General features: G+C 60.3%; 12 protein-coding genes and 1 pseudogene. 6 read left to right on the forward strand and 7 right to left on the reverse strand.

Features of this window, described 5'->3' with window-relative positions:
* Positions 1 to 103: 103 nt before the first annotated feature.
* Positions 104 to 1,120 (reverse strand): AraC family transcriptional regulator, encoded by a 1,017-nt coding sequence (locus LOY56_RS13140; protein WP_258622493.1) that lies wholly within the window; start codon positions 1,118 to 1,120, stop codon positions 104 to 106.
* Between the two features lie 135 nt (positions 1,121 to 1,255).
* Entirely contained in the window at positions 1,256 to 2,599 is a 1,344-nt protein-coding gene (pssA, locus tag LOY56_RS13145; protein ID WP_258622501.1) for a CDP-diacylglycerol--serine O-phosphatidyltransferase, read from the reverse strand.
* A 139-nt stretch (positions 2,600 to 2,738) separates the two neighbouring features.
* Between pssA and LOY56_RS13150 the strand changes: the two are divergent.
* Both LOY56_RS13150 and LOY56_RS13155 read left to right on the forward strand, forming a co-directional pair.
* Positions 2,739 to 2,807, forward strand: a pseudogene (locus tag LOY56_RS13150) (TetR family transcriptional regulator); the annotation flags it as partial.
* 56 nt (positions 2,808 to 2,863) lie between these two features.
* On the forward strand, positions 2,864 to 3,340 hold the full coding sequence (locus LOY56_RS13155) for a nuclear transport factor 2 family protein (protein WP_258622504.1): 477 nt from the start codon (positions 2,864 to 2,866) through the stop codon (positions 3,338 to 3,340).
* Positions 3,341 to 3,461: 121 nt separating this feature from the next.
* Here the strand turns inward: LOY56_RS13155 and sfnG are convergent, their stop codons facing one another.
* The gene (gene sfnG, locus LOY56_RS13160; protein WP_258622511.1) at positions 3,462 to 4,556 is read right to left on the reverse strand and encodes a dimethylsulfone monooxygenase SfnG; all 1,095 of its coding nucleotides are present in this window, start codon (positions 4,554 to 4,556) and stop codon (positions 3,462 to 3,464) included.
* Positions 4,557 to 4,891: 335 nt separating this feature from the next.
* On the opposite strand from sfnG, the gene LOY56_RS13165 reads away from it, so the two are divergent.
* Together LOY56_RS13165 and LOY56_RS13170 are read left to right on the forward strand one after the other, a co-directional pair.
* The gene (locus LOY56_RS13165) at positions 4,892 to 6,130 is read left to right on the forward strand and encodes an acyl-CoA dehydrogenase family protein (protein WP_258622512.1); all 1,239 of its coding nucleotides are present in this window, start codon (positions 4,892 to 4,894) and stop codon (positions 6,128 to 6,130) included.
* A 194-nt stretch (positions 6,131 to 6,324) separates the two neighbouring features.
* Entirely contained in the window at positions 6,325 to 7,104 is a 780-nt protein-coding gene (locus tag LOY56_RS13170; protein ID WP_258622513.1) for a TSUP family transporter, read from the forward strand.
* Here the strand turns inward: LOY56_RS13170 and nudC are convergent.
* A complete protein-coding gene (nudC, locus tag LOY56_RS13175; RefSeq protein ID WP_258622514.1) occupies positions 7,072 to 7,902 on the reverse strand; it encodes an NAD(+) diphosphatase in 831 nt (276 codons plus the stop codon). The two genes, LOY56_RS13170 and nudC, sit on opposite strands and share 33 nt — an antisense overlap.
* Positions 7,903 to 7,908: 6 nt before the next feature.
* A complete protein-coding gene (locus LOY56_RS13180) occupies positions 7,909 to 8,721 on the reverse strand; it encodes a crotonase/enoyl-CoA hydratase family protein (RefSeq protein WP_258622515.1) in 813 nt (270 codons plus the stop codon).
* A gap of 325 nt (positions 8,722 to 9,046) precedes the next feature.
* Here LOY56_RS13180 and pncA point away from each other — a divergent pair, with 325 nt between their 5' ends.
* On the forward strand, positions 9,047 to 9,676 hold the full coding sequence (pncA, locus tag LOY56_RS13185) for a bifunctional nicotinamidase/pyrazinamidase (RefSeq protein WP_258622516.1): 630 nt from the start codon (positions 9,047 to 9,049) through the stop codon (positions 9,674 to 9,676).
* Positions 9,677 to 9,750: 74 nt separating this feature from the next.
* Here the strand turns inward: pncA and LOY56_RS13190 are convergent, their stop codons facing one another.
* Both LOY56_RS13190 and LOY56_RS13195 read right to left on the reverse strand, forming a co-directional pair.
* Entirely contained in the window at positions 9,751 to 11,052 is a 1,302-nt protein-coding gene (locus LOY56_RS13190; protein ID WP_258622517.1) for an ATP-binding protein, read from the reverse strand.
* 4 nt (positions 11,053 to 11,056) lie between these two features.
* Positions 11,057 to 11,758 carry a response regulator transcription factor gene (locus LOY56_RS13195; RefSeq protein ID WP_258622518.1) on the reverse strand — a complete coding sequence of 234 codons (702 nt, stop codon included), beginning with the start codon at positions 11,756 to 11,758 and terminating at the stop codon, positions 11,057 to 11,059.
* A gap of 214 nt (positions 11,759 to 11,972) precedes the next feature.
* Between LOY56_RS13195 and LOY56_RS13200 the strand changes: the two genes are divergently transcribed.
* Entirely contained in the window at positions 11,973 to 13,130 is a 1,158-nt protein-coding gene (locus LOY56_RS13200; RefSeq protein ID WP_258622519.1) for an efflux RND transporter periplasmic adaptor subunit, read from the forward strand.
* The last annotated feature ends 5 nt before the right edge of the window (positions 13,131 to 13,135 follow it).

Below are 13,135 nucleotides of genomic sequence, written 5' to 3' on the forward strand. Positions count from 1 at the left end.
TCCCACGCGCAGCAAAGGAATGCAGCCCGGGACGCTCCGCGTCCCAGAAGCGGACGCAGAGCGTCCATTGAGGCATTCCCACGCAGAGCGTGGGAACGATCGATCAGTCGGCCTCGCTAAGAATCAAACTCCGATAATGGCCCGGATTGGACCCCGACCACTTGCGAAACGCCTTGTAGAACGAGCTGGCATCGGCAAACCCCAAACGGCTGGCGATTTCGGCGAAGCTGATGGCCGGTTCGGCCAACCAGACAATGGCCAGTTCCTTGCGCACGCTGTCCTTGAGCCCCTGATACGTCTGCCCCTCTTCAGCCAAGCGTCGGCGCAAGGTCGAGGCCGACATGCACAGTCGCTGCGCCAGCGCCTCGGTTTCCGGCCAGTGCTCGGCGGGCAGTTGCCGCAAATCGTGTTTGATCCGACTGGCCAGGCTTTCGGGATCGCGGTACTTGACCAGAATGTTCGCCGGCGCATGCGCGAGGAATCGCTTCAACTCTTCAGCGCTGCGCTTGATCGGTAAATCCAGGCAATCGGCCGAGAAAATCATCCGCGTGCGCGGCCGGTCGAACCGCAGGTTCTCGGAGAACATCACCCGGTAGTCATCACAAAAATCCGGCGCCGGGCAACGCAACTCGATGGCCAGGATAGGAATCCGCCGCCCCGCCAGCCAGCAGGCCACGCCGTGCACGATCATCCAGTAAGTGAAATAGGTGAAGGCGCGGCGCGGGTCTTCGTCGTCCTCCAGCAACACGATTTCCGCCAGACTTTGCTGACGAACCAGTTGCGCGGGCATGCGCTCCAGCATCAACGACAGAAAGCTCAGCCCCGACGTCAGCCCGGCGGCCAGGGTCGGCTGAACCATGGAGCAACGACAGAGAAACTCCAGACTGCCGGACTTGAGCTTGCGCGGGTCCATGCCAAAAAACTCATCATCTTCGCGCCCGGCCAGCAAGCGCCAAAGTCGCGCGTACGCGGTGGCTGGAACACGAGCGTCGGTGGTTTCCAGCCATGCAGGGGCGATGCCGACCTTATGCAACACCTCTTCGGTGGCAGCGCCCGGGGTGCAACTTTGCAACAGCGCTTCACGCACCAGTTGAATGGAGATGGTGTCTTTTTCCGACATTGACCGTGGCGAGCCTTGTTATTTGAGTGGTGGGCATATTAGCGTAGCCACTAGCCCGGTGCAGATCCCTGTGGGAGCGGGCTTGCTCGCGAAGGCATTCTTACAGGCGCCTCACCTTCCCCGCCGTGTTAACCCTTACAAAATCCGATACAACAACCGCTCGATCCGTACCCGACTCACGCGCTTGAGAAACTTGGCCACCCCCGCCGGGTAATCCGGCAGCGTTTCCAGATCCTGATACCGCTCGATGCGGCTGGTGTGCCGGAAAATCTCCGCCAGCTCATTGCCACGCGGCTCCAGCAACTCCCCTTTCGGATCATCGATCAGCAACGCGTTTTCCAGATCGAGACGAAACGCTCTAGGATTGAGATTGTTGCCGGTCAGCAAGGTATAACGCTGATCGATCCACATGCCCTTCAGGTGATAAGTGTTGTCGCCATCCTTCCACAAATGCAGATTCAGCTTGCCACTGTCGATGCTGCGCTGATGGCGCTTGGCGAAGCGTCGCAGGCTGATTTCGTAAAGGTACGGCAGCGCCGCGATCACTTTGAACGGCTCGCTGGGCGGAATGTAAAAGTCGTTGGCGGTTTTGTCGCCGACGATGATGTCGATCTTCACGCCACGGGCCAGCGCCCGGTTGATTTCCCGGGTCACCGCCAGCGGCAGGTTGAAGTACGGCGTGCAGATGGTTAGTTGCTGCTGGGCGCTGGCGATCAACTCGCAAATCACCCGACTCAACGGGTTGTTCTTGCCCACGCCGAGCAAGGGGCTGACTGATAAACCGTCCTTCGCCGTGCTGCCTGCCGTGGTGTCGTACGCCGCGTGCTTGAGACGGCTGCGCAAATCACCGATATCGTTGCGCAGGCTGCGGGTGGTCGGCAGGTTTGGCAGGTCGAGGCGATGCACCGCTTTTGAGGCAATCAGACCGTGCTGAATCAGGTGCTGCATCGAATCGGCCAGCGCATGATTCTGCAGCAGGTGATAACGGTCGAAGCGGTACTTGTCGAATTTGTGCAGGTAAACGTTGTTCAGGCTCGCGCCGCTGTAGAGCACGCAATCGTCGATCACGAAGCCCTTCAAATGCAGCACGCCGAACAGCTCGCGAGTCTGCACCGGCACGCCGTACACCGGCACCACGCTTTCGTGGGTGCGGGTCGTTTCCTGATACCAGGCCGAGTTGCCCGGCTGCTTGCCGGCACCGATCAAACCGCGCTGGGCGCGCAGCCAGTCCACGACCACCACCACGTCCAGTTCCGGGCGCGCCAGTTTGGCGGCGTGCAGGGCATCGAGGATTTCCTGCCCGGCCTCATCCTGTTGCAGGTACAGCGCGACGATATAGATGCGCTGGGTTGCCTGGGCGATTTGCTCCAGCAGGCAACGACGGAACTCGGCGGCGCCAGAGAGGATGGTGACGGCATCGGCGGTCAGCGGAAAACTGCGCAGTTTAGGCAGCAGAGAGCGTTTGAAAAGCGACGGCATAGGGCTCGCAAAGGGTCGAATCCGAAGAACCCGAGAGCTTACACCATGGATGGGTTTGGGTCTTGTTACTGTCTGTAATGGCCCTATCGCGAGCAGGCTTGCACCCACGGGGGAATGCATTTCAAATGTGGGAGCGCCGCTTGTGATGGGTGATCACAGTGCCGCCGATAATGCGCAATGCATGGCGCGAAAGTTATTGGACCTGTAACACTTTTAATAAGCCCGACAACTTGCTTGAACGTTAATTTGATAGGGAGACTTTATATGTCTACTGCCGAAGTTCGTCCGCCATTGCCGCCGTTTACCCGTGAATCGGCCATCGAAAAAGTTCGCCTGGCCGAAGACGGCTGGAACTCCCGCGACCCGGAACGGGTGTCCCTGGCCTACACCCTGGACACCCAGTGGCGTAACCGCGCCGAGTTCGCTCACAACCGCGAAGAAGCCAAAGCTTTCCTGACCCGTAAATGGGCCAAGGAATTGGACTACCGGCTGATCAAGGAACTCTGGGCCCATGGCGACAACCGTATCGCCGTGCGTTATGCCTACGAATGGCATGACGACTCGGGCAACTGGTTCCGTTCCTATGGCAACGAGAACTGGGAGTTCGACGAGAACGGCTTGATGTTCAACCGTTACGCCTGCATCAACGACATGCCAATCAAGGAAAGCGACCGCAAGTTCCACTGGCCGCTGGGCCGCCGGCCGGATGATCACCCAAGTCTTTCCGACCTCGGTCTGTAACTTCACCGAAATCCACTGTGGGAGCGGGCTTGCCCGCGATGGCGAAGTTACAGACAACTTATTTGTTGAATGTGAAACCGTCATCGCGGGCAAGCCCGGCTCCCACAGGGTTTTATGGTGTTCAGGCGACCGCAGTCTGATGCCTGATAGCCGCTTTGGCCTCCAGCTCCCTCACCAACGGCAACACCCGCTTCCCGAAGTATTCCACCTCTTCCTGAAAGTGCAGAAACCCCGCCAGCACCAAATCCACGCCCACTGCTTTCAACGCGACGATCCGCTCGGCGATCTGCTGTGGCGTGCCGATCAAATTGGTCTTGAAGCCATCGTTGTACTGCACTAGGTCTTCAAACGTCGATTTGGCCCAGTTGCCCTCACCCTCGGGCGATGCCCTGCCCGCTTGTTTCGCCGCATTGCCAAAGGCGTTCACGGCTTCGGGGTCGGCCTGATCGATGATCTGCGCCAGCACCGCCCGTGCTTCTTCTTCGGTGTCGCGAGCGATGACAAAAGCATTCACCCCGACCTTCACCGAATGATTGTTCGCAGCCGCTTTCGTGCGAATGTCGTCGACCTGGGCCTTGATGCCTTCGGGGGTGTTGCCGTTGGTGAAGTACCAGTCCGAAACCCTCGCCGCCATGTCCCGGGCCGCACGGGAGCTGCCGCCCTGAAAAACTTCCGGCTGGCCCAGCGGTTTGGGTTTGAGGCTGTAGTTGTCGAAGCGGTAGAAGTCGCCGCGAAAGGTAAAGTTGTCCTGGGTCCAGATGCCCTTCAATGCGCGAATAAATTCTTCGGAGCGGCGATAACGTTCATCGTGCTCCAGCCAGTGTTCACCGATAGCCTGAAACTCGCCCTTGAACCAGCCGCTGACAATGTTCACCGCCACCCGGCCGTTGGTGAGTTGACCGATGGTTGCCAGTTGCTTGGCCGCCAGCGCCGGTTGCCATGGCCCCGGCAGGATCGCGGCGATGACTTTCAATTTTGTGGTGGCAGCCAGCAGCGCATGGCTGAAGGCAACGGATTCATGCTGGAACTCGGCGCCATAACCGGCGGTGAAACGAATCTGGGTCAGGGCATATTCGAACCCCGCCTCTTCGGCCAGTTGCGCCAGTTTGCGGTTGTAGTCGATGCCCCAGTGGGTGCGCTGCTCGATCTTGCTGACCACCAGCCCGCCACTGACGTTCGGTACCCAGTAGGCAAATTTGACGGCTTGCTGACTCATTGGCGTGTCCTCGGGTTTTCAGGGAAGTCCTGAGGCCAGAGCAGCAACCGTGCCAGCGCTGAATCTTGAGGCGCGCGCGAACTGTGGCGAGGGGGCTTGCCCCCGTTGGGTCGCGTAGCGGCCCCAAAAAAAGGGACTGCTACGCAGTCCAACGGGGGCAAGCCCCCTCGCCACGGGTATGTGATGTGCTGAGGCAATTTGCTGATGCACTGTTGGCACAGCAACAATTCAGGCCACGCCGAAATCCACAACATCCAATAAATCAGGGTCTGCGAGCTTCGGCATGGACCGTGCAATCCCCTATGGCACTCACTGCCGTTCCAAGGAGCTGTCCCATGACCGAACATCAAGTAATCAACCCGCTGTCCATCGGCACTGACTATGAAGCGCTGGCCGCACGTTTTCGGCCAATCTTCCAGCGCATCGCCGCCGGTGCCATTGAGCGCGAACAAAGCCGCAGCCTGCCTTACGAACCGGTTCAATGGCTCAAGGAGGCTGGCTTCGGCGCGGTGCGGGTGCCGGTTGAATACGGCGGTGGCGGCGCGTCCCTGCCGCAGTTGTTCGAATTGCTGATCGAACTGGCCGAAGCCGATTCCAACGTGCCCCAGGCGCTGCGCGGGCATTTCGCTTTTGCCGAGGATCGTTTGAACTCACCGCTGGGGCCAGCTCGGGATGTCTGGTTCAAACGCTTTGTCGAGGGTGACATCGCCGGCAATGCCTGGACCGAAATCGGCAGCGTGGCGATCGGCGATGTGATCACCAAGGTCTCGCCCCACGGCGATCAGTGGCGGCTCAACGGCGAGAAGTTCTACAGCACCGGTAGTATTTTCTCTGACTGGATCGACGTCTATGCCCAGCGCAGCGATACCGGCGGCGACGTGATTGCTGCCGTCCGCACACGCCAATCGGGAATTGTGCAGAGCGATGATTGGGACGGTTTCGGCCAGCGCACCACGGGCAGCGGCACCTCGCGATTTATCGATGCCGAAGTGGACGCCGAGAACATCATCGACTTCGCCACCCGCTTCAAATACCAGACGGCGTTTTATCAATTGGTGCTGTTGGCGACCCTGGCCGGAATTGGCCGCGCCGCATTGCGTGATGTGGCGCATCAGGTGCGCGAGCGTAAACGCATCTATAGCCACGGCAATGCACAGCGGGTCAGCGAGGATTCGCAAGTGCAGCAGGTGGTGGGTGAAGTGGCTGCGTGGGTTTATGCGGCCGAAGCCGGTGCCTTGAAAGCTGCGCAACCGGCACAGCGGGCTTATCTGGCGCGGTTTTCGGGGGATGAAGCGCTGGAGCGCGCGGCAAATGTGGCAGCGGAGATTGAGTCGGCCAAGGCTCAGGTGGTGGTCTCGGAATTGATCCAGCGCGCGACCACGGCGCTGTTCAATGCCTTGGGCGCTTCGGATGTTCGTGAAGGCAAATCGCTGGATCGGCATTGGCGCAATGCGCGGACCGTGTCGTCGCACAATCCGGTGATCTACAAGGCGCGGATTGTCGGGGACTGGGTGATCAACGGGACTGAACCGCCGTTTGTGTGGCAGATCGGTAATGGTCCCGCCACCCGGTAATGATCGTTCCCACGCTCTGCGTGGGAATGCCGCCATGGACGCTCTGCGTCCGCTTCGGATGTGACGCAGAGCGTCACAGGATGCATTCCCACGCAGAGCGTGGGAACGATCGGCTGTAACAGAATAAATTTATGGGTAAGATACCGGCCTTCCTCGCAGCCCTCTTCCTGCGCCCCGCCGAATAAGCCCATTCCATGCCTTTCGAACTCAGCGTTGACCTCACTACCCTGGCCGTTCTGGCCTTTGTCGCTTTCATTGCCGGTTTCATCGACGCCATCGCCGGTGGTGGTGGCCTGTTGACCACTCCGGCGCTGCTGACCGCCGGCCTGCCGCCGCACCTGGTGCTGGGCACCAACAAGCTCAGTTCGACCTTCGGCTCGGCCACTGCCAGTTTCACTTTCTACCGGCGCAAGCTGTTCCATCCTCGGCAATGGACGCACGCCATTGTCGGCACACTGGTGGGTGCACTCACCGGCGCCGTGGTCGCTCATTACTTGCCAGCGGAATGGCTGAACAAGATGCTGCCGGTGATCGTTTTCGCCTGCGGCGTGTATCTGTTGTTTGGCGGCACACCAAAGGCCCCGCTGGACAGCGACGCACCGATCAAGAAAAAGTGGCAATCGACCCAAGGCTTCAGCCTCGGTTTCTACGACGGTGTGGCCGGTCCGGGAACGGGGGCGTTCTGGACCGTCAGCAGTCTGTTGCTCTACCCCATCGACCTGGTCAAGGCCAGCGGCGTGGCGCGTAGCATGAACTTCGTCAGCAACATCGCGGCGCTGTCGGTGTTCATCTTTTCCGGGCAGGTGGACTGGATCATCGGCCTGAGCATGGGCCTGTCGGTGATGGTCGGCGCCTTCTTCGGCGCGCGCACCGCCATCAGCGGCGGTGCGAAATTCATTCGCCCGGTGTTCATCACCGTGGTGCTCGGCTTGACCGTCCGGTTAGCCTGGCAGCACTGGTTCAGCGTGGCCTAAGCGCCGTGCCACATAGGCGTCGATGAGGTAACGGGCAATCGAGCGAGACGCTGGCAACGGCGGCAGCTCGTGCACGTTGAACCACTGGGCGTCTTCGATCTCGTCTTCCTGACAGACAATCTCGCCCCCGGCGTACTCGGCGTGAAAACCGAGCATCATCGAATGCGGGAACGGCCAGCACTGACTGCCCATGTACTGGATGTTCTTGACCTCGATCTGCACCTCTTCGCGGACCTCGCGAATCAGGCAGTCCTCGGCCGACTCACCCGGCTCGGCAAACCCCGCCAACGTGCTGTAGACCCCGGTGACAAAACGCGGCGAGCGAGCCAGCAGCACTTCGTCGCCACGGGTCACCAGCACGATCATGCTCGGTGAAATGCGCGGATAGTGGCGTATATCACACGGCTCACAGTACATCGCCCGCTCACGCGGCACCTGGCTCATCACCTGCCCGCAATTGCCGCAGAAGCGGTGTTCACGGGCCCATGTACCGATTTGCGCGGCATAGCCGAGCACCTTGTAGACAGTGTGATCGCCCTCGAGCATGAACGCTCGCAGGCCTTTCCAGTTGCAGCCCGGTACTTCGCTGTGACTGCGCAACTCCAGCAGGTAGACCGGTTCGCCATCCAGGTGACCGATGCCATGCTCGGCGAGAATCGACAGGTCCTGACGCTTGAGCCATTCGCGTGGAAACAGCGCGCCATTGTCATCGAACAAAAAGCCTTCGGGGCTGCGCGCCACGGCCCAGCCGCCGGGTTGATCGGTGTCCAGTACTGCGGTGGTCCAGCGTGAAGTCATGGTTCATCAGTCCAGAAATTCGGGTTTCTGTTTGCTCATATGGGCGGCCATGGCCACGCGCAGATCGGTGGATTGCAGCATGGCGGCGTTCCAGGTGGCGACGTATTCGAGGCCGTCATCGATGCGATGGTCACGCATGTAGCTGATCATCTCTTTGGTGCCGGTGACGGCAATCGGCGACTTGCTGGCGATTTCACGGGCAATGCCCATCACGCCTTCAAGCAGGCTGGTGGTGTCGCTGTAGACGCGATTGACCAGGCCGATGGTGCGCGCTTCGTCGGCGCCAAAGGTGCGACCAGTGTAAGCCAGTTCACGCAGCATGCCGTCACCGATTATCCGTGGCAAGCGTTGCAAAGTGCCCACATCGGCGGCCATGCCGATGTCGATTTCCTTGATGGAAAATTGCGCGCCCTCGGCGGCGTAACGCATGTCGCAGGCCGAAATCAGGTCGATGGCGCCGCCCAGGCAATAACCCTGAATCGCCGCCAGCACGGGCTTGCGGCAATTGTCGACGGCATTGAACGAGGCTTGCAGTGCAAGGATCTTGCGCCGCAGCAGGCGCGCGTTGCGACCGACATCCTCGCCCAGTTCATTGGCCACACCGGCCAGCATCATCAGGTCGATGCCAGAAGAAAAATGCTTGCCGGCGCCACTGAGTACCACCACCCGCACTTCGTCGGTATCGTCGATCCACTGGAAAATCTCGATGATCTCGCTCCAGAATGCGGCGTTCATTGAGTTGATTTTTTCCGGGCGGTTGATCTGCACATGGGCAATGTTATCGGCCAGTTCGACGCTGAAGGCGGTGTATTGAGACATGGCAGTGATCCTTTACCGGGGCAGAAAATGAGGCCCGAACTATAACAAGGCATCAGTGCCGGCAGTAAGGCAGCGGTTCGGCCAAATGCGGGACTGCGGCGGTTGTGGTGTCTGGACTGGCCCCTTCGCGGGCAAGCCTCGCTCCTACAGGGGAATGAACGTGCGCCCGACACATAACCTGTAGGCGCGAGGCTTGCCCGCGAAGGCCATACCGCCGATCCAACTGCCTCACTTACACGAACGCAGCCATTTAATAAAACCGACTTAGCGCACCAGCGAAGTTGTCACTATGCTTGCACCTGATTTTCCAAGGAGGAACCCCACCATGCCAATCTCTTCACGTGCAGCCTTACTCGTCATCGATGTACAGAACGACTTCATCCCCGGCGGTCAATTACCGGTGCCAGAAGGCGACCTGATCGTGCCCTTGATCAACCGCCTCGGCCGCGAGTTCAAGCAGGTCATCATCGCCCAGGACTGGCACCCGCCCGGCCACACCTCGTTCGCTTCCAGCCACCCGGGGCGCAAACCTTACGACGTGATCCAGTTGCCTTACGGTGAGCAGACACTTTGGCCAGAGCATTGCGTGCGAGCCACACCCGGCGCCGAATTCCATGCGGAACTGGACCTGCCCCACGCCCAATTGATTATTCGCAAGGGCTGTAATCCGGACATCGACAGTTATTCGGCGTTTCTGGAGGCGGATCGAACCACGACCACTGGCTTGGCCGGGTATCTGAAAGAACGCGGCATCGACACGGTTTACATGGTCGGGCTGGCGCTGGATTTCTGCGTAATGTTTTCTGCACTGGACGCGCGGGCGGCGGGGTTCAATGCATTTGTAGTGATGGATGCGTGTCGGGCGATTGATCTGGATGGATCGCTGGCGGCAGCGATTGACCGGATGCAGGTGGCTGGGGTTAGGTTGATTCCATCAACCGAAATACTCGGCTGAACGCTCAATAATCTGTGACTGGTGATCCCTGTGGCGTTCCGACAAGCCCCCTCGCCACAGGGATGTCACAAGATTCAGACAGGTGTTGGCAACCACAACCTGAACCGCGCGCCGCCCAGCGGCGACGCTTGCGCAGTGAGTGTGCCGCCCTGTGCTTCCAGCGCCCGGCGGCTGATCGCCAGGCCCAACCCGAACCCGCCAGTGGCGCGGTCCCGACTACGATCCAGCCGATAAAACGGCTCGAAAATCCGCTCCCGCTCTTCCTCCGGAATGCCGATGCCATCGTCATCCACCCAGATCTCACAGCCCTTGGGGCACACCTGCACGCCGATCTGAATCCGCTTCTCGCAATAGCGCATGGCATTGCGCAGCAAGTTCTGGATCGCCCGGGCGGTCAGGCGCGGGTCCAGCGAGAAGCGTTCGAACTGGCCGTGCAGCAGCACGTCGATGACGATTTCCGGGGATTCCAGTTCTTCGTCGACGCTGCCCAGAATGCTGTCGATAAATTCATCCAGCGACACATCGACCCGCTCCGGCAACTGCGCCGGGTTTTGCAATCGACTGTAGGACAGCAATTCCAGCACCAGCTCATCCAGTTCACGAATGTGCGCAACCAAGCCTTGCAGACGTTCGCGACTGGTGGCCGGCAAGTCGTCGGACAGCGCCAGGGCCAGGCCGAAATCCAGCCGCGTCAACGGCGTACGCAATTCATGGGACACCGCATTGAGCAGATCGCGTTGCTGGTTGAGCAGGTTTTCGATGTCACCGGCCATGGTGTCAAAGACGTTGGCCAGGCTGCCAATGTTGGAGCTGGCGGAAATCTGCGTACGCTCGCTCAGGTGGCCCTTGCCGAAGCGTTCGGCGGTGCCTTTGAGGCGTTCCAGGTCGCGCCAGTGCGGGCGCAACCACAGCAACAGGCAGGCGAGCATGGTCGCGCCGATCAGCACGTTAATGCTCCAGTACAACCAACTGACGTCCGGCGGGTCTGGCGGCACGATCATTTCAACCACCTTCTGCTCGTTCAATGGCGCCACGGCCAAGGTACGCCAGCCCCACTCACCGATTCGCACAACATTCTCACCGCGCTGCAAGCGTTCACGTTCATTCAGAGTGAATTCGGCGTCGTCGTTGCGAGCCAGCACGATCTGCAGTGGCTGGAACTCCTTGTCCATCTCCGCCGCCAGCGCCGGCCACTGCTCGACAGGTACTGCGCGAAACTGCTTGACGATCAGCGTTTGCAATCCTCGGGAGTAATCGAGGTTGTAGGTCATAAAACGCTCATGAAAGACCTGGATCACCAGGTCCGGCACCAGGTAAATCGCCGCGCTGAACGAGACGATGGTCACCAGATAGAGACGAAAGAGGATTCTGAACATCGGTTCAGCATTCCCACTCGGAGCGGCTGAACAGGTAGCCCTTGCCCCACACAGTCTTGATCTTGCGCGCCTCGCCCGCATGATCGTCAAATTTGCGCCGCAGCTTGGAAATGGCCACGTCCACCGAGCGGTCGGTGCCGTTGAACTCAATGCCGCGCAGGCGTTGCAGAATCTGGTCGCGGCTCAGCACTTCGCCGGCATGCCGAGCCAACACCACCAACAGGTTGTATTCCCCGCTGGACAGCTCGACCGGTTGCTCACGCCAGGTCACGGTGCGCTCGGACAAATCGATGCACAGATTACCCATGAGAATGCGGTCGTTGGCGGTCATCGGTTCGCTGAGGCTGCTGCGGCGCAGCAAAGTCCGCACTCGGGCCAACAAGACGCGTGGTTCGCAAGGTTTGGTGACGTAGTCGTCGGCGCCCATCTCAAGGCCCAGCACCTGATCGTGGCTGTCGTCGCGGGCGGTGAGCATCAGGATCGGCAAGGTCGCCGAATCGGCGCGCAGCAAGCGGCAGACCTGCAAACCATCGAGCCCCGGCAGCATCAGATCGAGAATCACCAGATCCGGCGGATTGACCCGCGCCCGTTCGCGCACGTGGTCACCACGGCTGAGCACGCTGACGCAATAGCCGTTGCGTTCCAGGTAGCTGGAAATCAGTTCGGAGAGCGCGGAGTCGTCTTCGACCAGGAGGATGTTGGGCATGGGGTGTTTCCAGAAAGTGCAGTGGTGACCTTGAGGGCCTCTTTGCGGGCAAGTCGGCATAACAGTCGCAAACGGAATCAAGCTGCGAAGGATATACGCCCTCACACGCCCATGAGCAAAACCCTTACACAATTTCACACAGCACCTACAAAGCTTCACCGCTACCCTCATCGGCTCCCCGTAGGATACGGGCGGTCATCATTGGGGTACTTACATGTCAAAGAATCTGCTTGCAGGGCTCGGCCTGATTGCGCTGGCGTTGACGCTGAGCGCGTGTGAGCAGTCCTCGACCGCCGAAGAGCAGGCGCCGCTGGTCACTGTGCGCATCGAAACCATCGAAGTCCGCCCCACGTCGATCAGCAGTGAGTTGAGCGGGCGAATTGCCGCACCACGCATCGCCGAAGTCCGCGCCCGAGTCGCTGGCGTGGTGTTGCAACGCACCTTTCGCGAAGGCAGTGATGTAAAAAAAGGCGACGTTCTTTTCCGCATCGACCCGGCGCCGTTCAAGGCCGACCTGGACAGCGCCGAAGCCGCGCTGCGCAAGGCCGAGGCCAATGCGTTCCAGGCCAGGCTGCAAGAGCAGCGTTACGCCCAGTTGATCGAAGGCAACGCCATCAGCGGCCAGGATTACGACAACGCCCGGGCCAACGCCCGGCAGACCGCCGCCGAGGTTGCCGCCAACAAAGCCGCCGTGGAGCGGGCAAAACTGAACCTGGGTTATGCCACCGTCACCGCACCGATTTCCGGGCGCATCGGCCGAGCGCTGGTAACCGAAGGCGCGCTGGTTGGGCAGAACGAAACCACGCCGCTGGCATTGATTCAGCAGTTGAATCCGATCCACGCGGACCTGACGCAATCGACCCGTGAACTCAACGACCTGCGTCGCGCGTTCCGTTCTGGCCAGTTAAAGGAAGTGGGCCAAGGTCAGGCCAAAGCCACCCTAATCCAGGACGACGGCAGGCTCTATCCGCTGCCGGGCAAGTTGCTGTTCACCGACATCACCGTCGACCCAGGCACCGGCCAGATCATTCTGCGCAGCGAGTTCCCCAACCCGGACCTCGACTTACTGCCGGGCAGCTTCGTTCGCGTGCGCCTGGAGCAAGCGTTCAATCAGCAAGGCATCAGCGTGCCGCAACGGGCCATCCAGCGTGACAGCGCCGGCATCGCCCACGTGCTGTTGCTCGACGCCGAGCAGCGCGTCGGCCAGCAACCGGTCGAACTGGGCGCGGTGCAGAACGATCGCTGGATCGTCACCCACGGCCTCAAGTCCGGCGACCGCATCGTCACTGAAGGCCTGCAACATGCGCGTCCCGGTGAAAAAGTCCAGATCGATGACACCCCTCTTCCACTTGCCCAGGTTTCTGGTCAGTAAGCAGG

It is taken from the genome of Pseudomonas sp. B21-048, assembly GCF_024748615.1.
Taxonomy (GTDB): Bacteria; Pseudomonadota; Gammaproteobacteria; order Pseudomonadales; family Pseudomonadaceae; genus Aquipseudomonas.

Bases quoted from the DNA above. Each gene is read 5' to 3' on its own strand.
- LOY56_RS13140 (WP_258622493.1), bottom strand. From the start codon at position 1,120: ATGTCGGAAAAAGACACCATCTCCATTCAACTGGTGCGTGAAGCGCTG.
- pssA (WP_258622501.1), bottom strand. From the start codon at position 2,599: ATGCCGTCGCTTTTCAAACGCTCTCTGCTGCCTAAACTGCGCAGTTTT.
- LOY56_RS13155 (WP_258622504.1), top strand. From the start codon at position 2,864: ATGTCTACTGCCGAAGTTCGTCCGCCATTGCCGCCGTTTACCCGTGAA.
- sfnG (WP_258622511.1), bottom strand. From the start codon at position 4,556: ATGAGTCAGCAAGCCGTCAAATTTGCCTACTGGGTACCGAACGTCAGT.
- LOY56_RS13165 (WP_258622512.1), top strand. From the start codon at position 4,892: ATGACCGAACATCAAGTAATCAACCCGCTGTCCATCGGCACTGACTAT.
- LOY56_RS13170 (WP_258622513.1), top strand. From the start codon at position 6,325: ATGCCTTTCGAACTCAGCGTTGACCTCACTACCCTGGCCGTTCTGGCC.
- nudC (WP_258622514.1), bottom strand. From the start codon at position 7,902: ATGACTTCACGCTGGACCACCGCAGTACTGGACACCGATCAACCCGGC.
- LOY56_RS13180 (WP_258622515.1), bottom strand. From the start codon at position 8,721: ATGTCTCAATACACCGCCTTCAGCGTCGAACTGGCCGATAACATTGCC.
- pncA (WP_258622516.1), top strand. From the start codon at position 9,047: ATGCCAATCTCTTCACGTGCAGCCTTACTCGTCATCGATGTACAGAAC.
- LOY56_RS13190 (WP_258622517.1), bottom strand. From the start codon at position 11,052: ATGTTCAGAATCCTCTTTCGTCTCTATCTGGTGACCATCGTCTCGTTC.
- LOY56_RS13195 (WP_258622518.1), bottom strand. From the start codon at position 11,758: ATGCCCAACATCCTCCTGGTCGAAGACGACTCCGCGCTCTCCGAACTG.
- LOY56_RS13200 (WP_258622519.1), top strand. From the start codon at position 11,973: ATGTCAAAGAATCTGCTTGCAGGGCTCGGCCTGATTGCGCTGGCGTTG.